The sequence below is a fragment of the Dictyobacter vulcani genome (genome assembly GCF_008974265.1).
GTDB lineage: Bacteria > Chloroflexota > Ktedonobacteria > Ktedonobacterales > Ktedonobacteraceae > Dictyobacter > Dictyobacter vulcani.
Genome location: NZ_BKZW01000002.1, coordinates 180,709 through 200,969 on the forward strand (window position 1 = coordinate 180,709; position 20,261 = coordinate 200,969).

The window sequence follows — 20,261 nt, forward strand, 5'->3', positions numbered from 1 at the left end:
TCGATGGTAAAAAGCGCAGTTATCTGATGCTTCTATCCTTCTACACCTTTTTTTTGTTATACTACACTTTTAATTTATGTACAAAAGGGATGCCGTTGACCAGCTCTTTGATGACATACCCACATTTAATTAGTTTCCTACGTTAACACCCGAATTGTGGGTCTGCCAACAAATTCCCTTGATTGATGCTTTTCAGAGTAACTATGCCGTTTGAGGGAACAGTTAGCATTAAAATAACCTTTTGGTATGGATTACCATCAGGAGCAAAGGCCAGAGAGCCGCTCACTGCCTGGAAAGGATGACATTGATCAATCTTTGCAAGTGCACTTCGAATATTCTGAAAGGCCAATATACTGCTGTTGCGAGCTGCAAAGAACAACACACTAGCTGCGTCGTATGTGAGTATGGTATTTTCAGTTGGTAAATCAACAGCTGTTGTAGGGTAGAGACTGTGATACGTTGTTTCAAATGCAGTTACTTCATCAGGTTTTGTATTCACTCCATCCCATTCGGCAGGGTGAGTAAAAGCGCTGAAAGAGAAGTTTTTATATACATCATAAGAATTTGCAGCGATAAAATCCTTTTTATCGTATTGTGCATCTCCACTTATAACAGGAGAATTTTTTAGCTGCGGAACTAAATTACTCAGGAACCGACTGAAATCTTCAGAATATCCTGCGAAAAAAATGAGACTATATCTCTGCATTTTTCCAACCGCATCAGTCATCTTGCTTGTTATATCGTTAATATGATCATCATTCGTTTTCATGCATGAAGGGCATTGGTTGTATGGCTCAAAAATGATGGAATTATTTGGATGCCTGGTGAATTCTTCAGCGAATGCACTTGATAGAGTCAAGCTATAAGGAAATTGTTGATCATAGAAAATAATGGCTGTATGAGAATCAGGATATTGTTGTTCAGCATAACGGGCTGCTATTGGGCCTTGCTGACTATCAGGAGGGACGATACGGAAAAAATACGGCGAGAGACCAGAAAGTGCATCACTTGAAGCTGTAGATGAAATAACAGGTATACCCTTGCCAGTTAAAATCCGTAAACCAGTTATTCCATCAGGAGCGCTCAACGGCCAACCTACGACTCCTATAAAATGAGCTTGATCAGCATTTTTTAAACGGAGAATTTGCGTTGCTACCTGTTCTGCAAATTCCATACTATCTCCGGCATTAGCTACGTATACAAACAATCGCCGACAATCTTTTGGGGAAATCAACATTCTAAATCCACATTTATCAATTCTCGAAAAATCGTCTGCACGTTTCATCAATGTTACAATACCTTCCAAATCATCAGCACCACTTCCAGCATGTCTCATTCTATCTCCTGCGGAAAGGGTACTGACCACAACTATACTGTAATAAGCATCATGATTGTTTAACACTTGTTTATCATATCCATAAATTTTTCCTTCAGAATCTATAGCATCTTTATTGCCAAAATAATCATTACCGCCACTAATACCTATGGATTGCGGACCATTCAGGCTTTGTTTCTGATTTACACATATGCCGTTACTACATGGCTGTGGTGCTATATTCGCTGATACTCTAAAAACAAAATTATGTGCATCTTGAATAACATATGGATTCAAAAGAAGCGAAATTGCAATTAATACGATAGAAAAGCCTTGCAAAAATCTTCTCCAGCCAACGTGTCGTGATAATAATAGATAGAATCTGGATACAAAACTTACTCTGTTTCTCTTTGGGAAGTAAGATCTTGGATATAACCATGAAAGCCAACTCCCTACCCAGTTAAATCCCAAAAACTGTGCTACCGCACCAGCAATCGCAGACCATCGATCAAGGGGCAAACCCCTCCAAAGCATATAGGAAGGCGAATAAGTCCATAATAACAGCGCAAGAACAAATAAAAATGTAAACCATACTTTATACCATGAAAATCTCGGTGAAGCTGATGAGGAATTTGTCGGTGTTTGACTTGCTGACCCCGATTTATTGCTATTCATAGATATTTCTACCTCCTGTATAATACCGAAATACATGAAATCGCATACTAAGCAGTCTTACTCGTAGACGATTCGAGATCATTCTAATAAAAAATCCTGTGTCTACTCAGACCACATAACTTGTTCAGCCTTGACCCAATGAGCTTTGGGTTCGCTTCGATTTTGAGGGGTTGGAGAAGAGAACCTGCCAGCTTTTCCATAAGTTTCCCTTCTTAGCCCCTGAGAGGAAAACAGCTACGAATAGTGAATGTTGCAAGAAACGAACGGTTTTGCGACACCTCATCAAGAGAGCACAGTTCAATTGGATCCAATGATCAGATTCTGCTGTGCCGTCTCGACTACATCTTTCGTCAAGAATTGGATCTGGTTGGCAGACGACGAGACTTTCCTTTATCCGAGCGCGCAATATTGCTTGCCAGTCCTGCCAAACCCTTCTCTCGATAGCGTTTGATCCAAAGCTGTACTTTACTGAGGGATATCTGATGAGCACGCGCAACCTGAACCTGGGTGATACTGTCTTCCAAAGCTGTCAAGGCCGGTGTCATGACGAGCCGATTTGGAATTGGTCGCCCCAATCAAACGAACGTTAAAAAACAAACTTTGAGAACGTCGGCGATGAAAACGCCGACCAAACCGCGCCGGAATCCAGGCGACCCCAACGCCGACATCGTGAACGTCGGTTGACTACACGCCGGTGGGTAAATCGCCGGCGGCATGCCGTGCTGTGTCTGACAAGGTTGAGGGGCTTCGGCTCTCTGTTCGGCGCTCCTTCATGCGGTAACTGCCCCCATTGATAGCGATGACCTCTGCATGATGCAGGAGCCGGTCAAGCAAAGCCGTCGCCAGCACCTCGTCCCCCAGTAACGCTCCCCAGCCAGTAAAGCTGGTATTGGACGTCAGGATAATGGAGCCGTGCTCATAGCGAGCCGCCACCAGCTCAAAGAAGTGATGAGCCTGCTCGGCGGTGAGCCTGGTGTAGCCCACCTCATCAATGATGAGCAAACTGGGCGCGATGTAGCGCCGCAGGCGCTGACGCATGAGACCAGGATGCGAGGCGCTCTCCAGGGACTGAGCCAGTTCCGCCAGCGTCGTAAACAGGACTGTGTGTCCCTCTGCCAGTGCTCGATTGGCCAGAGCCAGGCTCAAATGCGTCTTGCCCGTTCCAGGAGGGCCCAGAAAGACCACATTGGTGCAGGTCCGCACAAAGGACAGATCAGCCAACTCCCGGATGCGCCGCTCAGAGAGCGAGGGTTGGAACGAAAAGTCGAAACCCTCCACCGTCTTTTTGCTGGGAATGCGTGCGGCCTTGAGACGGCGGGCCGTGGCTTTTTGCTCGCGGCCATCCAGCTCTGCGCCCAGGGCCCGCTCCACCATGGTTTCATACGTCCACTGCTCTCGCCGGGCAGTTTCCAGCAACCGGGGTAACGCCGTTTGCAGGTGGGTCAAGTTCAGTTGCTTGTACGCGGTGATCGACTTCATGCACCCACCTCCGCTACGGATGGCACGCCACAATACTGATCATACTCGGCCAGAGCCCGGCTTTGCACCTGAGGTGCCTGCTGCTGGTGGCCTAACGGTGCTGCTGTTCGTCGGATCGCCGAGGTTGAGGGAACACCCGTCCATTGCTCTGGATGCGGCACACTCTCTTGTGAGCGAGGACGCTTCTCGATGGCAAACACCTCTTGCCCCTGCGACCAAACAGTGAGCACACCCTTGCGTTCGCGAACCTGCACCATGTTGCCAGCCAGATGCAGATTGCCTGGCAATCCGTAGAGCACGCCATCGTAAGAGACATAGCCATCCCAGGTCACTTTGCGTTCTTCGGTGGCAAAGCGCTCCCAGGCAAAGGCCTGAGGCAAGGGTTGGAGCTTCTCCACCTCCAAACGATCGACCGGGCGGGCATGGGTTGTGCGGTGCACGCGGGAATTGATGCGCTCACACCAGCGATGGGCCTGGCGATTGAGATCATCGAGATCGGTGAAGGTCACCCCGGCCCAAAAGCTCTGCTTCACATAACTCACGGTGCGCTCGACCTTGCCTTTCGTCTGTGGCGTGTAGGGCTTGCAGACGCGGGCAGTGACCCCAATGGAGACCATGAAGTCAGCAAAGCGAGGATTCCAACGGGGCTTGTTCTCCTGCATTTCGAGCAACACGCTTTTCATGCGGTCAGTCAGCGCACACCTGGTCAGGCCTCCGAAGTATTCAAACGCCTCCATCAAGGAGCGAATGAGCGTCGGAGTATCGCAACGCTTCACAAACGTCACAAAGCGCATGCGCGAATAGCCTAGCACGGCAGTAAAGCCATAGAATTTATGGATGATGCCCTCCTGTTCATAGGTGAACTCCCCCCAATCGAATTGCACCTGTTGGCCAGGCTCAGTTTCATAGCGTTGCACGGGCGCATGTCCTGCCACCGCCGGTCGCAGGGGATGGACAAACTCCTTCAAGATACTAATCCCGCCGGTGTACCCCATCGGCTGTAACCTTGCGTAGATCACTTCACAATTCGTGCAATGATCTTCCATCACCCAACGCGTAATCTGTTCTTTGAACGGATCAAGCTTGGAAGGCCGAGGCGGGCGCGGTTTGGGGATCACCGCTTCTGGGTGCGCGAGATATTTGCGCACAGTGGTCCGCGAAATGTCCAATTTCTGGGCAATTTCCTGGACAGTCTTCCCTTGTTGATGCAAATCGTGTATCGTATTCACGGTCTGACTCCTGAGCATGGTCGGTCTCCTGAGGTTGTGTTTTTGATTTTCCTCAGAATACCGCCTTCTTGGGGGTCGGTCAATTCTTCACCGGCTCAAGTGTACACCGTCTTTAATAAAGCAGGGCGGATGATGGCAAAACGTTCCACAGTTTGCGTTCTTTGGGCCTCCGAAAGGGCTATGAGCGGCAAGGACGCTTCTCCATGATAAATAACTTCTCACATAAAAAATCTAAAAACACCATTCCTCCTTAGTATACTTGATCGCTAGAATAATTACCAAGAAATCACCAGCTTCATTTCACAATTTACAAACAATGTGCTTTGTGATTTTGGCCATTATAGTGTTTATGAATAGGGAGTTGACCATTGAGCGTTTATACGCTACTGGCTTCATTGGAGAAATGCTCGTATTGACCATCGACTTGAGTAAACTCTCTAGCTGTAAAAGCTACGTTGAAGAGTGATCTCACTTGTTTACTGAGGCATTATAAATAAGTCTGCTTGAGCAATTATGAACAGGAAGAGGTTTAGCGTTGGTGCTTAATCGGAGGAATGGCCAGGAGCATCTTCTACTAAGTCTTTTACAGATACTTCTAAAGCTTCAGCTAATCGACCAAGGGTAACGGTTGTAATCTCAGCAAACGGATCGTGTACGATGCGATACACTGTCCGGTTATCTAAATCAGCCTTGCGTGCTAACTTAGCTATGTTTATCCCTTTTTCCTCCGCCACCTCTTTTACTCTGAGACGCAACATTATAACGCTCCTATGTATTCATTTAAAGCCAGTGTATCAGAGCGAAGGGATTAGCAGAATATGGTAATAACGATAAGCTTTGAGAGATAGGATTGTAATGTTATGCATTGTAATGCTATCATTGTAATGTTGAAAACGCTTATTCATTGTATCGACCAGAAAGGAGCTTCTCTTGAGTGAAGTCGCATTGTTGAGGCAGCAGATAGAAATGGAATGTGAGGCGATGAAGCACGCAATGAATAGTTTTAGAGTCACTGCCTCACACGATATTATTAATAATCGATACACCTCGATTGGAGACATACAGGAGCAATTAGCGGTTATTGTAGGCGAGCAAGAGGCAGCAAAAATCGCTGTTGAAGCATATATTCAAGCGATAGGATAGTGATCATGGATGTGAGACAAAAGAAGCCCACTTTAGAGTATATTAGAGCACATCATTTTTTGATATCTCTACTTTCGCGATACTTGCAGGGCTAGAGACCAAAACCGTGTATCATGCTCTCTTGCGCCAGCCTATTTATCGTAGTGAAGCAGTAACGATTGTCGCTACTTTGGCACAGTATATCGGTTTAGAACTATCGTTAGAATATATAGATATCGTGGTGTGGGAAGAATATCTGATCCTCTGGATTATACGTGCCAGTTCAAATACACATGAACATATAAGCGACTCATACCACTTTGTCTATGCACGTAACCAGCAACACGCCAGAGATCTATCCAGGAAATGGCTTGAACATCTACCACATCTACCACATCACTCCTATACTGCCTGCCCAGATGGTTTTATGATAGGCAATATCTTTATTCCTGGATATATCCAAAAAGAAGAATGTCAGGTACCTCTAGAATAGATGATATATAACTGAAAATGTGGGTGCTGAAGAGACCACAATTTATACCATCTATAATCTTTCTTTAGCACCCTACTTCCTCATATATGAGTGTCTATTGCATCTCAAATTTAGCTTTTTTGCAAGAGTACTTTGGCGATTATTCTTGGGTGTGCCAATGCAATCGGTGTTTTTACCATATGCAGTACCTTTAAGAAGGCGCGTAAAGCATAGGGATCACGTGGTAAAAGCATAATTAAGCGGTCCAAATACCATTGTGATAATTTTGCGATAACTCCCTGTTTTTCGGAAGCGGGCACATCGGCAATGGTTGCAAGGAGCCAGGGTGAGACTAATAGACGGGCTATTTTTCGTTGAAATTGATGGGCAAATCCTTTGCGTTTGCGTTGCCATGAGGGCAGACTGGTATCAAGCGCTTGTGCTTCCAGGGCTGCTACGGTCATGCCTTGCCCATAGATGGGGTTAAAGCTACACACTCCATCTCCGATGACGATGAAGTTTTCTGGTTGGCGCTTCAGTCGTTCGAAGTGTCGCATACGATTGGCTGTACGGCGATATCCATAGATAGGAGAGATAGGGCGAGCATTTTTGATGCTTTCGTAGAGTATCTGGTCGGGTAAACTGTGTGCAAACTCCAGGTATTCTGTATCTTGTGTCGGTGGATAATCTTTTTGGGAACCAGCCAGGATGACTAACCATTTTCCGCCTTCAACATCCATTAAAACACCACCACGTTTACTTTGGGTGCTTTGAATGGCGATGAATTTCCACCAGTCTTCCTGGTGGGTCTCAGGTGGCTCATATAAGCGCGTTGCATAGCCAAGATGTGTATTGATTTCGGTCTCTTGAGGGATTTCATATCCTAAGTCTTTTAGCCACTCTGGAGCATGTGATGTAGAACCACTGGCATCGACAACTAAATCTGCTTTGAGTTCCTGAAGTATATTGTCTTCGGGCTTGTTGTGGTTCCGCTCTCGGAATTGCACACCGCAGACTGTTTCTTGGCTTTGATCGAAGAGCAGATGAACTACTTCAAACCCTTCCATGATATGCAAGTGATCGTCTATCATCAATTCCTGATGAATCTGCCATTCCAGGAGTAGGCGAGTGCTATTCCAGCCCTGTCCCCAGGATGTAGGGGCAAGGCGTGGGCATCGTTCACCATAGCAATAGACGGTGTCGCTGCCATAATTATGTTCGATTGCTCCATGGGTGATCAATTTCTCATGGATGCCAGGAAATAATGCTTCAATAATGTGTTGCCCTTGCAGGAGCAATGTATGTCCCTGTCGCCCCTGCGGTACACCAGGCCGAAATACGGGTTCTTGAGGGTACTGGTCTCTCTCAATAAGTGTTACCTGATCAAAGTGCTTAAGTAGAACGCGGCTTGCTAGTAATCCAGCGATCCCGCCTCCGATAACGATGGCATGTGTTTCTTGTCTGTTATGCATATTATTTTTCACCTGTAGTACTTTGATGAGTGTGATCAGCTAGCCGTGCAAAATATTCTAGTAGCAAGCGATGTGAAAACATGTAGCCTCCTCCAACTTTACGTAATAGCGCCCGCTCTGCCGCATAGTTCAAGAAGAGGGTGTATTTCTTTGGTATCGCACCAGTTCTGCGAAGGTACCACCGTAAGATGATGTGCTCAATAGAGGCTCGTCCTCCATAAGCGATCCAGAAGCGGAAGCCAAAGAGCACACTGTAGACCAATATAAATCCGAGCAGTAATGTACGCCAGCCAGGAACTCCCGCTAGCCAGAAAAAGAGTCCACAGCACACACCACCGAGAATTCCACCCACTGGACCCATAGAGCCTGCGGCGAGAAGTCCATGTTTGATCGAATTGCGAATACCAATATTGGGTTGCGTAATTGATTGGCGTTGGTCATCTGAGAGCCGTTCTGACGACCAGCCACTATTTAAAATGCCTACCAATATACTGGCAAGGCCATTAACGGCACCAACAATGGCGCCATATATTATTCCATACCTCCATCCGTAAGAGACCCCATTAAAAAATGAGCTGACTGCTCCCAGGGTTATGATGATGGGTAATGCAATGGCAAGCGCCAGTAAAATACCTTTTTTGAGAATGGCGCCGCTATTTTTGATCATCGTAGACCAACTCCATACCACACTCTCGGCAGGTTCAATTATCCTGCCCAGTCCAGGAAGCAAATCGGTGCCGTTGCCCAATCCAAAAATGAGACCCGAGCCAACTCCAACAACGAAGGCATCTGTGAGAATATGTTGAGTAATGGCTCCTGCCTGGAGCGAGTAAATGGTTGCCATGCCAATCGTTTCACAGACGGTAAAGAGCGCAAAATTGACGATGCGATCCATTGGAGACCGCTTCTCTTTCAGGATACGCTGTTTCCAGCGTGTCCATTGTGATTGATCTTTTTGGTGCTGCTCATATATATCTTCTTGCTCTGATCGTAGTGCAGCCAGAAGTCCCACGACCGATCCAACCAGGATGCCCTCAAACAAGCCAATCGCCAATCCGTGATAGATGCCAAAATACCAGCCGTTTGCGAGACTAAAGACTAACGCGGCAAATACCGCAACCACGCTCCCAAAAATGAGAGCACTGCGCAGACCACTCATCAATCCCTGGCGTAGAGAAGTGAATGAAAGAGAAGAAACTGCTTTTTTCCCTGCAATTAACACCACAATTGCCTCGACCACATATAAAATTAGTCCCATACTGGTGCCCCCATGTAATCCTCCACCGATACCTTGAGCCATCCAGCCTAGAATGGTATTACCGAGGCCTTTACCACCTAGCCAGTAAAATAATCCCAGTTGACTTGGTTCAGAGTCTCCGCGGAAACAGGCAAAGAGCCCCCCATCGAGAGCCAAATTTACGCCAAAGATGACGCGTATCACAGCATTGCGATACTTGATAGAGGTTGGTTCCTCTAACCAGTCAGGTTGTATGTGTTCAAGATAAAATTCAGTTTGATTACGTGTGGACATCTGTTGTGCGAGCCAGGATAGCCAGCGTTGTATCTGTTCCTGTGTATACAATGGTGAGGCCTGGCGTTGAAGTAAGCGTTTTACATATGTCTCGAATATTTTGTTGCGACGTTCCTCCACATCTGCCATTGTTTGTATTTCTTCATCTGTCAGATCCTGATGGACGGTTGCTAGCACATTGAGCATGAAAGGAGTTGAAGCCATTTCCTGCAATGCTGGATCCGTTTGAAGAGCCTGCCGCATCGCCGCCAGGGAGGGACCTCCTCTTGCAACATAATCATCAATCTTCTGGATCGTCAGTGGCTGAACTTCTACTGCAGTATTTAATACAAGTTGAGAAGGTAGGGCAGCATAGACTGTAGAGCGGCAGCAGACTACCATTGAGACAAATCCATGATCTTTCCGATAAGCATTGATGGCTGCAATACAGCTTGCACGCACTTCTTCATTGACCTCATCCAATCCATCGAGCAGCGTAACTACTTTATCTCCCGAAATCCATTTCTTTGCTAGACGGATGGGTACCAGATATTTCGTATTTAATTCTTCCTCCAACCATTGGTCTAATGGGAGTTGCTTATTTGCCCAGGATGACAAATGGAAAATAACTGGAATTGGCTGCTTTTCGTCAACTTGAGCACGTTTGATGAGATTACTTGTTAGTTCTAGCAGTAGCGTTGTTTTTCCTGAGCCCGGCTCACCCAGGATGAGTAATTCTCTATCCGCTTCATCATAGACTTCAGCGATGCATTTACTCGTCAAGTCAGGTGGCGCTGGGTGATCCGCCAGGATATCTGTGTTCCATAGCTTTGCCACTGCATCTGATCGTATTTGTAGGTCAAGTGAGATCAATGAATGACTGGCAATATGATCCAGTACACCTGTAATCCAGCGTGTTTGCACACGCTTCAGCATGCGGTAACGATTTTCATCTGTGTCGCTATGCTGAAACATCATGAATGGGGCTCTATGTATGAATGGATGATGTTCTGCTTCTGCTACAATCTCGATGTCTGAGAATGAGGATGTGTCATCATCGTTTGGAGATATATCTATCTCTGCGGTTGTTTGTGGGAAAGGATATAATCCTAGCTCCTCCGGAGATTTTTTTAATGCGCGGCTCAAACGAGCAAGCAAATCAGGACTGGGTGAGCGTTTTCGATGTTCCCAACTCCGTACTGTCGCCTCTGCAACTCCAAGTGCATCCGCCAGATCTTTTTGTGTCCAGCCATGTTCCACCCGCGAGCGTCGTAATGCCTCATTTATGTTCTTTCCATCATTCATTTTATAATTCCACAACCATCTACAAAAACATTGCTGCACAATTTATTCAATAAAAAATTATATTTACCCATAGCATAAATATAATTTCATCAATAATTCTATCCATTTTTGTTGATTGTGGCAATTGTGTAGCTAGTATGTCTGGTATTCACAGCTCAAAAGCAGGCATAATATGGCTTGTTTATTGGTTTCTCACCCATAGGCACAACTTTTCTGTGTTTACCAAATTCGATAAATACTTTATATGCTTCATCAGATGATCATACTCTTGATTTCATTTATTCCTGTATCTTACAAAGCTGAGGCTTATTCATCCTCATTGTTTCGACGATAAACGAAGGTAGCGCACAATATCTCCCAGATCAAAGATATGGCGTTGAGTAGGAGCAGGCAAGAGCGTGAGGTTTTGCTGAAAAATACTGATCGGTCTGGGATACAAACAAATAATTTCTACCCGACAGTTTTGAGCTTCTTGTAAAAAGTGGAGGACCTGGCCAATATGCGAGCAGTGAACTTGTAACAGTGAAGGTATGCACAGGATCTGAAATGCTCTGTTATTCATTGCCTGTTTCATTTCGCGAAAAATAGGTTTGCTCATGCCTGTATCTTTATAAATAGCTTGAAAAGTATATCGGTTTTCTCTACAGTAGTTATATGTTCTTCGGATAACAGCCGGTTCATCTTCTCTGAGCCCAAGCGTATGAAAATACAGGGCGACTTGTGGTGTGATACTTTGCATAGTTTCTGCCTTTGCTTGTTATGGTATGCAAGGAAAGAGGCATCACTATCAAAAAGTTGATGCCTCCTGGTTGATTACTATCTGTATCGTAGACAGCGAACAACGTCATCTAAATTGGTTGTTTGCTCCATCGACTGTGGAACGATGGCTAATGCCTGCGTATAGAGGTTGATTGGTGTTGGTGTTAGACAAACAATGTCTACATGGGCTTCTTGAGCGTCGATTAGGAAATTGAGCAGTTGTCCCAATTGATTTTCATAGATATGCTCAACCGATGGGATCAGGAGTAGATGGAAAGCCCGCTCTTCCATCATTTCTCTTACCGACTGAAGGACCGGTTGCGAACTTCCAGTATCCTGGTAAATGTATTCAAGTGAATAATCATGACCCTGACAATAGTCGAGCGCAACCTGCCGAATTTCTGTAAAATCCCCCTGATATCCAACATAGAGGGCTGCTTTAGCCGTCACAAAGTTCATTGTCTACTTCCTTTTCTTTATTCATAATAGAGAAACTGTTCATTTTGTAGTAGTTCAATGTTACAGGCTATGAAGGCAGCAAAGAATAGACAATTTTTGGCAATTTTGCTTGAATTACAGGGGCGTAATATGGAGACATTTTTGGCTTAAGGAACACTAGTTGTTCGTACAAGTACACTGACCTCATTATTGGCAGGTTTCTGTCAATAAAAATAGTTCTTCCCACAGGATACATAATGAGATGCAAGCTAGTAGCAAAAACGAAGAAAGACTTCTAATGAGAAAATAATCACATCTTTTATCATTAGAGATCTCTCTGCTTTTTCTCGCTGTAAAGGACAGTTTTAAAAAGCAGCGGGTTGAGGTGGATCTCTGGATTGAGATCTCCAGATGTGTTACACTCCAAGTAGAGCCTTGGGATGCTTGAGCAAAACGGAGGAGTGCGTTATGCCGCCTGATCTGAATATTTATGGTTTGACGAAACACCGCGATGCTGTCACCATTGACCGTTTTCTCGATACCTATGTGGATCGCGTGAAAAGTTGGGATCGCGGAAACAAAGAATTGATAATAGAACCGCTGCATCTCACGACTCCAGGTACAGGAGAAGAAAGCGCTGAGTGGGAGCCCACTATCTTTGAGTGGGAACCAGAGCTAACACTGGCGCACATCATTGAACGAGGTCTTGCCTCGCCACGTCGTGCTTTTACTGTCTATCTCACCCCGAAACGGGGAGACCTGACAATGGTGATTTTGAGGTTTACCTCTGATGACCAACTCATCCTAGGGGTCGCGATTGATGATGAGGGTGCTAAACCAGAGAACGAAAAGAGAGCGAAGGAACTTTTAGTCCAATTAGTGGAAGAGTATGCCTGTCATATGGGAATCATTTTGGTGGAACAGCCTCCGCCCCGGAGTGAAATGAGTTTTTATGCTAGCGCGAAGGAACCTCTCGCAGTCTTTTTTAACACCTTTCCTGAGAAGCCAGTACCCTAGCTCTCAAAACCTCTCATTTTAGCTGCACTATATATACCTCATCCTTACAGGAAACGCAACAACGGCGTAAATATTCTCAGGTCCTTTTACCTTCACCTGATATATGAATATACATTGCGCTGCCCTCTCACAAGCGTTTGAAGCCTGATGATTATGATCGAGTCATGGCTTTAATGGTTTCAGAGCAACTTGGCCATCACCGCATCGATGTGATGCTGCGTCACTATTTACGGTAAAAAGATAAAAGCATTTTTACCACATACTGCCCTTTGAAGACGATTTTGGCGTAGAATTCAAATGCAACACTATATGAGCTCGACTTTGTACATTTTTCGCTTTTTGAGCTGAGAAAAAACCTGGATCGTCATTCTTCTGTGAGCTCATTTTTCTACTTTTGTACAAAGTCGAGATGAGAAAGGAACGATGTGCGATGGCGATGAACCATGATTTCTGGCTTTTTCGAGAAGGAGAACGTGCTTACACGGATTACAGCGATCTTCTTCCTCGGCAAGATGCGCCAGTGAGTCTCGACGATGATGTTTTGCGATATTTTGGTGATACATTAGCATGGATACCAACGTTTAATCCGGCAAAGAATGAGCAAGGGAATGGGTTGAATTGGTGGGGTCCAACGATTATTCATCAGACTGGTGGAATCCTCTTTCATCGTGTATGGACCTCATGGGCACAACTCTTTGCTTCTGGCCCGCAACAGTTGAGATTGCAAGGGGACTTTACGTGGCAATGGCCATTTGATGAGTCTCAACACCTCGTAAATGAAAACCATCTGCATCTGCTCGGAAGTTATGAGCATTTGGAAATGGACCGGGATTGGTTGGTGCGGATGCTTACCACACTTGCTTGGTTTGGGGAGCAAGCGACCACAGGTGAGTTTTTCATTCTTCATCTGGGGATCTAATTTCCTTCAAGCAATACCTTTTTTCATTACTTTATCAAGCACCAGGAGTGATGAAGTTCCAAACTCAGATCGAATTGGCATGAAAAATCGCGCCAAACTCATCTTCAAAGAGCCCATACACATGTTTAGAGTTTATTGCCTGGTGTAATTTGATTATGATCGAATGACATCGAGATAGACAGTCACTTATGATATCCAATCACTAGAATAGAGGTACAATGACGTACCTCTCCCTTCTTTTCTCGTATATTTAGATTAGTCCTCTTTATCGTCTGGAACCTCCTCTATCAGATCGTGAATACTTACTTCCAACGCCTCTGCTAACCTCCTTAGTGTATCTGTGTTCAGCGTGCGGTATGGGTCTCTGAATGTACTCTTGACTGTGGTGAACGCGACCTCTGACCTGTGTGAAAGCTTTGTCATGGTCCATCCTTTATTCTCGGCTACTTCCTTTATCCTCAGTCGAATCCTCATGTGCTGCTCTCCTTTGCCTCGATTGTAACAATGGAAGCACGCGCTGGGTATTACCTATTTTAAAGCAGTGTTTTTAAAGTGGTTTTTTATTGTTGGTCTATATACACTACTTATTATCGGAGATTTTTTATAAGCGCTAAAATTACACCGCTTAAATATTGACAGTTTTGTGGTTTGCATGGTACGCTCATAAGGGTTACTGAATTGAAGTTAAATGATGAAAGGAGCATACTGTGAGTGAAGTAGCATTATTGCGAAAGAAGATTGAAGATGAATGTAGGGTTCTTAACCTGTACATGAATGAATTTCGTGCTACAGCAAGTCATGACGTGATCAATCACCAATTTGAAGCGATTTCCCCACTCCAACAAGAACTAACTGAGATTGTGGGAGAAAAAGAGGCAGCGAGGATCACTGTTGAAGCCTATATCGGGATTGTGGGGTAAAGCATGGGTACAGAGAAGAAGTCACCTGCACGCGAAAAGTTTGATGCACGTCCAATGCCTTTGATGGGGGTGAGAACCACTCTGGAACATGTACGCCGGCATTTATACGATATAGACATATTGAGAGATGCAGAGAGGGCAGGAATCACACCATCAGTGATCTACAGTGCTCTCATGATGCAACCAATAGACAAGACGGATGCAGAAAAGATACTGAAGTGGCTATCAAAAAAGCATGAAATTGCACCTGAATTGACGCTGGCAGATGTCGATATTCCAATCTACGATGACTTTATGATTCTGCATATTATATGTGCAAGTGGTCAGGATGTGGAGAACGATTATCAGCTTGTCTACGCCAGGGATACCAACCACGCTAGGGTACTGCTGAAGAAATGGATTGAACCCCTCTCCTACACCCACCCCAATATTACCATTAGTGAACAGAAAAGTGGTGTGGTCATATTTGGAGGGCCACGAATACCAGGATACATTTCCCCCAAGACGAATTAGCCGAGAAAATTGGTATGCCGGGTGTTGGTAGAACTGATACCCGGCGTTCATTCCTCCGAAGAATTACCCTATTTCTCCCAACTCCTCATTAGAGCTGATCGTAGTTATTTCACTCACTGGGAAATGACACTTTCAAGCAACGCATCTCGTTGTGCAAGCTGTGGAAACGGGCGTCCAAACCCTGGAGTAATTAACTTCTTCTCTTCATAACATAATAGGCAAAAATCACAGTGCAGCATGAAACTGCGAACGTTCCAGTTGTCATTGCTATGATCTGGATGGATGGGGTGTTGGTGAACAGGTCTTTCTTGAGCCCAAAGGCAAAAAAGTCAACCACCAAAAGGAAGAGGTAAAGCATGATGGTGTAGCTCAGTGGATAGACAATATGAGGTATGATCCAATCAGTTAAGCTTCCTTTTGTGGCTATGGCCTGGGTTGCAGCGATGCTGGCATATGGTGGTGGGGTATAGCTTGCCGTTGTTGCAGTCGGTGTGAAGATAGTTTTTTGTGCGGGCTCAGTCGGGGTGATCGATGAGGACCATACCTGTTCAGTTGAATTGTGTATAGCAGCCCTGAATGCATCCACAAAGCTTTGAATAGAGGGAAAGCGTTCTTTTGGTTCTTTCGCGAGCGCTTTGAAGAGTACCTGCTCAACTTCTGCTGATAGTGTCGGAATTTGTCCTTTCAAAGATGAAGGTGGTGTAAACATATGCTGTGTGCACACTTCTGTGGGTGAACCTTGAAATGGTGTTGTACCGCTGATCCATTCATAGATCATAATACCCAGTGCATATTGATCGCTAGCAAAGCATGGTTTTCCTTGTAACTGTTCTGGTGCCATATAAGCAACCGTCCCAATAGCCTCTTTTGTGCTTTGCTGGGTAGTTGCTTGAATAAGCGCGATACCAAAATCGCTCAAGAGTAGATCGTTGTTTGCTGTAAGTAAGATATTATCAGGTTTGATATCACGATGAATCAGTTTGTGATCGTGCGCATACTGAATTGCCGCGCCAAGTTGCGTAACGTAAGCGAGAATAGTTTCTAGTGTTAATTGTGATCCTCTAGGATGAAGTTGTCGAAGCGTACCATTTGGAGCGTATTCCATCGCTAAATAGGGGATATTCTCAGCAACTCCAAATTCTAGCACGCGCACAATATGTGGATGATTGAGCTGAGAAATAAGTTGCGCTTCATGATGGAAATTTTTTATAGCAAGTGTATCTGCTAGCTGTGCATGTAATAATTTAATGGCCGCCTGTTTCCGAAGGAAAAGATGCTCTCCTAGATGAACCTCTGCATAACCACCACACCCAATCATCTGATGGATTTTGTAGTTGCCTATTTGTTGACCAATACTATTGTGCATTCTCTCAAATCCCTTTCTTGTTTTTCTTATAGTAATCATATTTGGGGTGAATATGCAAGACCTGGCGACCTTTTCATACATTGATATTTGAGAAAAGAATGAACTTTCTATAAGAGAGTACGCTGTTTGTTGAGGATCGCTGATTGAACATGCTAGAGGACATGGCTGATCGCGTTGATAGTTGATATAGATGCCCCTAATCATGTGTCTCCTGGGCTAAAAGCCAGACACGTAACGAGGTGACGTTCACACGAATACAACGCCCAAGATGAATGGTAGGAAGACCTTGTTTGATCAGCGTATAGACATGTGCACGCGAAATATGTAGTTGTTGTGCTACCTCGGGAATAGTGAGGAGCATAGCCGCCTCTGGACGTTTCTCTGAACTATTTTTTGTTGATTCCTGATAAGAATAAAAATGTGACATAAAGGCAGTATTTCGCTTTCATCTTGCGCAACTATCTATTCTCGTGTTTCATCAATGCTATAAGCCTAGCATGATTGTGTGGAGGAAACATTCACCATGATGAAGTCAGAGACGTTTTATGATCTTGCCTCATGGTTGATACCGTTGGAAAATCCTCAACCAGCTATGCAAGGACAGATGGTTCAAATAGAATAGGAGAAAATAGGCGACTCCTTTTCCGATTAGAAGAGGAGTTCTTTCGCAGGAATGAACCCATTCTCCAGGTGGTGCAAATAGTGGGGCGACGTCGCGTGCATTTTCTTGTAAGAAAGGTTACTTATTTATGACAGCGCTTGAAGAGTGTCTTGTTTCTCTCGGAGATAGTGCCAATGTACTCTCTATGAAAGAAATTAGTGATATGAGAGAAAAGTTTTGGCATGTGATTCCAATAACCAGGTGAGGAAGAATTGATTGGACGAAAATAGAAAAGAAAATCAAGATATCGTCAATACAAGAACTTTCATCTTTTTCAAGAAATTGGATAAGAGAGCTGAATTCTCCTGCCTTCATCATGTGGGATGAATTTACGCTCCCTATTGTTCAATGTTCATCACTAAGCAAGCTTTTTGAACAGCTAGAAGATGTTCTTATCGTGAGTTTCGATATATGGGTATTTTCCTTTGCGGAAAAATATGTCATTGAATTTTATCATGAAGGAGATATTACAATAGGTATTATTGATGAATAGATGCCCCGTTTCATGAAACATCTTCTTCGCGATTTTCGGATAGTTTTTAGCATAGTTTTTAACCATAAATGGTATCTTGGTCCACTTGAGCCATGGCAATCACATTACGAATAGCTTGCACAACCAGTTCAGGTTCATCATGGTGAATATAGTGACCACTGTGTTGCGCGACCATCTGGGTACTTTGGGAGGAAAGTGATAAGAGGCATTGCTGTCCTTCCTGCCAGGCATGATCAAGTTTTGCGGCGAGTTCACGAGGAAACCCTGGAAATCCATTCATAAGCATCTCTATCCAGGTCTCTGAAGTGTGTGTTACTACGACAAGAGGTATTGTTCCTAATGAAGGAATAGAACGTACCTGCATCGCACTGGCTACCGGGTCAATTCCTTCTGGATTTTTTGTCTCCTGCGTTTCTTGTTTGAGGACTGCTCGTATCTCATGGAGTCCCTGGTTCTCACCTGGTTCTTCTGGAGGCAGTTGTCCAACCAAATCAAAGTCGGGATGAGCGGAATCAATGAGCACGATCCCCAGTACCTCATCTGGATATTGGCTTGCATATAAGCGAGCATTGAAACCACCAAACGAATGTCCAACCAGGACGTAGGGACTGGGAAGCCCAGCCTGTTTTAACAATGTGTGCAATTCGTTCACAATGGTTTGACTGTTACGAGGAAGTGGACCGGACTCGCTCTGGCCGATTCCTGCCCGATCATAGCTACAGACACGGCTAAATTGTGAGATGTTCTCTTGTACCTGGTACCAGACCTCGCTGGTATCTCCCATTCCTGCGTCTAGCACAACAGTAGGGCTTCCACTGCCAGAGCAGAAGGCCGCAAGATGATAGCCTCCCACATCAACAAATGTTGTAGGAAAAGTAGATTCTTCCTCGCTATGCATATTCCAGTACTCCATGATATCGTAACCTCTATTTATCTTCCTTGATACTCTATGGCAAGCAGAGATTGAAATGACTATGAATAATATTTGTTCGGCAAAAATGAGAGCAGCCAGATGCAGAGCCTGCATGGGAATCTCTCCGCTCCAGGCCTGATGTCTTCCCGGACATAGTATAGCGCCTGACAACACGTTGCCATTGGACTGTACTTAGTAATACGAGCGTAGCGAAGGTTTGTCACTTCAACGAGATTACAGGTATAGTGTCTTCCTAGAGCTATTGTTATCTATGGTCGCTACATGCTCTCGACAAGGACGGGAGCGGCATTTATACTCATAGTGTTATTGTGTGGTTTTGGTTCTTTTTTGCAAGAACCGCCATGGTAATGCTGTCCTGTTTATCAGGAATGAGTGAGACCATGTTTCGCATTCTTTGGTGTGCAAAGGATGGTAGATTGGTCTCTACGGCTGTGAGTTGCTCCAGCAATCGACCCAAAGGGTAATGGTCCTGTAGTGCGTCTGGGTTATGTGATTCTTTTCCTTTTGAGATGAAAGACAGCGCTGTTTTTTCTCCTATTGTGGGGATATAAACAGCAATGACAAGAAAATGAGCGTCTCGGAGTGCCTCATCACTTGTATCACACGCAAAAGCTTCGCAACGTAAGTCTTAACATGGGTATTATCTTCGTATAGTTTTGTTTGGATTAAAGGACAGTTACTTATGGGCAATCGCCGCGGCATTATCTTTGAGGCGATCACGCGTCTGGATGCGATGATGATGGCTGGCGAGAGTCGTTTTCTGGCCAAATCGGCGGCACGTCAGGCTGGAGAGACGTTTTGGACGTTCTCGACCCAGACGATTCACTCGCATCGTACCCGGCAGGCATATCAGCAACATGTGCTCCATTTTATTAACTGGGCACGTGATAGTCATGCGATCAATCGCTTGTTGCACCTGGATGAGCAGGCTGAAGCCCTGGTTGCTCAGTATTTGATGGAACGGGTCGCGGTTCAGAAGAGTCCATATACAATCCAGGCAGAGCGAGCGGCTTTACGTCTCTTTTTCCAGCAACGTGATCTGGCTGAAACAGTGCATATTCCTCCGAGGCGGCGGCAGGATATCCAGCGATCCCGTGTGGAAACCAGACAAGATCGGCATTTTCAACCTGCACATTGGCAGGACACGATTGCTTTTCTCCGTGCCTGTGGACTTCGCCGAGAGGAAGCCACGGCACTCTTTGTGCGCGAAGTGTATTGGCGAAGCCAGGAGCGTCTGGTTGTCTATGTGCGTAACGGAAAAGGAGGCCAATCCCGTGAAGTATGGGTGCTTCCTGGTCATGAGCAGGCCGTCTGGTCATTAGTCGCTGGACGCCGACAAGACGACCATGTTTTTTCGCGCCTGCCCAAGAATATGGATATCCACAGCTATCGACGTGAATATGCCCAGTCCCTTTACCTCTATCTTGCTCCCACTTATCAACTGCCACCATCAACAGGTCGGCTGAAGAGCGATGCGTATGATCGCCATGCCGCCATGACCGTCTCTGAACAATTGGGCCATCACCGTATCGATGTCGTGCTACGCCACTATCTACGCTAACGATTGTTATATTTTGTTTGATCTTAGAGTAATCATTAGTTTGATTCGTGTGATTAAAAACAACGCTGATAGCTAGTTGTTCCTGTTATTATTGAGCACTA

General features: G+C 45.1%; 21 protein-coding genes. 8 read left to right on the forward strand and 13 right to left on the reverse strand.

The annotated features are described in order from the left end of the window. Positions 1 to 142 precede the first annotated feature (142 nt). From KDW_RS18850 to KDW_RS18870, 5 genes are all read right to left on the reverse strand, one after another. On the reverse strand, positions 143 to 1,990 hold the full coding sequence (locus KDW_RS18850) for a type 1 periplasmic-binding domain-containing protein (protein WP_162005384.1): 1,848 nt from the start codon (positions 1,988 to 1,990) through the stop codon (positions 143 to 145). A gap of 350 nt (positions 1,991 to 2,340) precedes the next feature. Continuing rightward, positions 2,341 to 2,535, reverse strand: coding sequence for a helix-turn-helix domain-containing protein (locus tag KDW_RS36010; RefSeq protein ID WP_151757529.1), 195 nt, complete (start codon positions 2,533 to 2,535; stop codon positions 2,341 to 2,343). A gap of 139 nt (positions 2,536 to 2,674) precedes the next feature. Then, a complete protein-coding gene (istB, locus tag KDW_RS18860) occupies positions 2,675 to 3,469 on the reverse strand; it encodes an IS21-like element helper ATPase IstB (protein WP_151754435.1) in 795 nt (264 codons plus the stop codon). Next, positions 3,466 to 4,716 carry an IS21 family transposase gene (gene istA / locus KDW_RS18865; protein ID WP_151757530.1) on the reverse strand — a complete coding sequence of 417 codons (1,251 nt, stop codon included), beginning with the start codon at positions 4,714 to 4,716 and terminating at the stop codon, positions 3,466 to 3,468. The genes istB and istA overlap by 4 nt, the downstream gene beginning before the upstream one ends. A 524-nt stretch (positions 4,717 to 5,240) precedes the next feature. Further along, the gene (locus KDW_RS18870; protein WP_151757531.1) at positions 5,241 to 5,456 is read right to left on the reverse strand and encodes a helix-turn-helix domain-containing protein; all 216 of its coding nucleotides are present in this window, start codon (positions 5,454 to 5,456) and stop codon (positions 5,241 to 5,243) included. 172 nt (positions 5,457 to 5,628) lie between these two features. Between KDW_RS18870 and KDW_RS18875 the strand changes: the two genes are divergently transcribed. Further along, a complete protein-coding gene (locus KDW_RS18875; RefSeq protein ID WP_151757532.1) occupies positions 5,629 to 5,841 on the forward strand; it encodes a hypothetical protein in 213 nt (70 codons plus the stop codon). Between the two features lie 106 nt (positions 5,842 to 5,947). After that, positions 5,948 to 6,313, forward strand: a complete 366-nt coding sequence (locus tag KDW_RS18880; RefSeq protein WP_151757533.1) for a hypothetical protein — start codon at positions 5,948 to 5,950, stop codon at positions 6,311 to 6,313. Positions 6,314 to 6,423: 110 nt separating this feature from the next. Here KDW_RS18880 and KDW_RS18885 read toward each other — a convergent pair whose 3' ends face one another. The 4 genes from KDW_RS18885 to KDW_RS18900 form a co-directional block, all read right to left on the reverse strand. Continuing rightward, a complete protein-coding gene (locus KDW_RS18885; protein ID WP_151757534.1) occupies positions 6,424 to 7,764 on the reverse strand; it encodes an NAD(P)/FAD-dependent oxidoreductase in 1,341 nt (446 codons plus the stop codon). A gap of 1 nt (position 7,765) precedes the next feature. Further along, the gene (locus KDW_RS18890; RefSeq protein ID WP_151757535.1) at positions 7,766 to 10,579 is read right to left on the reverse strand and encodes a helix-turn-helix domain-containing protein; all 2,814 of its coding nucleotides are present in this window, start codon (positions 10,577 to 10,579) and stop codon (positions 7,766 to 7,768) included. 316 nt (positions 10,580 to 10,895) lie between these two features. Then, positions 10,896 to 11,318 (reverse strand): hypothetical protein, encoded by a 423-nt coding sequence (locus KDW_RS18895; RefSeq protein WP_151757536.1) that lies wholly within the window; start codon positions 11,316 to 11,318, stop codon positions 10,896 to 10,898. 77 nt (positions 11,319 to 11,395) lie between these two features. Next, positions 11,396 to 11,797 (reverse strand): recombinase family protein, encoded by a 402-nt coding sequence (locus tag KDW_RS18900; protein ID WP_151757537.1) that lies wholly within the window; start codon positions 11,795 to 11,797, stop codon positions 11,396 to 11,398. Positions 11,798 to 12,244: 447 nt separating this feature from the next. Here KDW_RS18900 and KDW_RS18905 point away from each other — a divergent pair, with 447 nt between their 5' ends. Then, positions 12,245 to 12,793: a hypothetical protein gene (locus KDW_RS18905; RefSeq protein WP_151757538.1), complete on the forward strand. Its 549-nt coding sequence runs from the start codon at positions 12,245 to 12,247 to the stop codon at positions 12,791 to 12,793. Positions 12,794 to 13,223: 430 nt separating this feature from the next. After that, the gene (locus tag KDW_RS18910) at positions 13,224 to 13,712 is read left to right on the forward strand and encodes a Coagulation factor 5/8 type-like protein (protein ID WP_151757539.1); all 489 of its coding nucleotides are present in this window, start codon (positions 13,224 to 13,226) and stop codon (positions 13,710 to 13,712) included. Positions 13,713 to 13,967: 255 nt separating this feature from the next. On the opposite strand, the gene KDW_RS18915 is transcribed toward KDW_RS18910, so the two are convergent. After that, positions 13,968 to 14,186 carry a helix-turn-helix domain-containing protein gene (locus KDW_RS18915; RefSeq protein WP_151757540.1) on the reverse strand — a complete coding sequence of 73 codons (219 nt, stop codon included), beginning with the start codon at positions 14,184 to 14,186 and terminating at the stop codon, positions 13,968 to 13,970. A gap of 233 nt (positions 14,187 to 14,419) precedes the next feature. Here KDW_RS18915 and KDW_RS18920 point away from each other — a divergent pair, with 233 nt between their 5' ends. Both KDW_RS18920 and KDW_RS18925 read left to right on the forward strand, forming a co-directional pair. Beyond that, complete coding sequence (locus KDW_RS18920) at positions 14,420 to 14,632, forward strand: hypothetical protein (RefSeq protein WP_151757541.1); 213 nt, start codon at positions 14,420 to 14,422, stop codon at positions 14,630 to 14,632. Between the two features lie 3 nt (positions 14,633 to 14,635). After that, the gene (locus tag KDW_RS18925; protein WP_151757542.1) at positions 14,636 to 15,145 is read left to right on the forward strand and encodes a hypothetical protein; all 510 of its coding nucleotides are present in this window, start codon (positions 14,636 to 14,638) and stop codon (positions 15,143 to 15,145) included. Between the two features lie 190 nt (positions 15,146 to 15,335). Here KDW_RS18925 and KDW_RS18930 read toward each other — a convergent pair whose 3' ends face one another. Further along, positions 15,336 to 16,715 carry a serine/threonine protein kinase gene (locus KDW_RS18930; protein WP_151757543.1) on the reverse strand — a complete coding sequence of 460 codons (1,380 nt, stop codon included), beginning with the start codon at positions 16,713 to 16,715 and terminating at the stop codon, positions 15,336 to 15,338. Next, positions 16,708 to 16,938: a helix-turn-helix domain-containing protein gene (locus KDW_RS18935; protein WP_198925367.1), complete on the reverse strand. Its 231-nt coding sequence runs from the start codon at positions 16,936 to 16,938 to the stop codon at positions 16,708 to 16,710. The genes KDW_RS18930 and KDW_RS18935 overlap by 8 nt, the downstream gene beginning before the upstream one ends. 445 nt (positions 16,939 to 17,383) lie before the next feature. Here KDW_RS18935 and KDW_RS36460 point away from each other — a divergent pair, with 445 nt between their 5' ends. Further along, positions 17,384 to 17,665 (forward strand): CDI toxin immunity protein, encoded by a 282-nt coding sequence (locus KDW_RS36460; protein ID WP_443092587.1) that lies wholly within the window; start codon positions 17,384 to 17,386, stop codon positions 17,663 to 17,665. A 58-nt stretch (positions 17,666 to 17,723) separates the two neighbouring features. On the opposite strand, the gene KDW_RS18940 is transcribed toward KDW_RS36460, so the two are convergent. Then, positions 17,724 to 18,563 (reverse strand): alpha/beta fold hydrolase, encoded by an 840-nt coding sequence (locus tag KDW_RS18940; protein WP_162005387.1) that lies wholly within the window; start codon positions 18,561 to 18,563, stop codon positions 17,724 to 17,726. Between the two features lie 718 nt (positions 18,564 to 19,281). Here KDW_RS18940 and KDW_RS18945 point away from each other — a divergent pair. Then, complete coding sequence (locus KDW_RS18945; RefSeq protein WP_151757545.1) at positions 19,282 to 20,160, forward strand: site-specific integrase; 879 nt, start codon at positions 19,282 to 19,284, stop codon at positions 20,158 to 20,160. Positions 20,161 to 20,261: the final 101 nt, after the last annotated feature.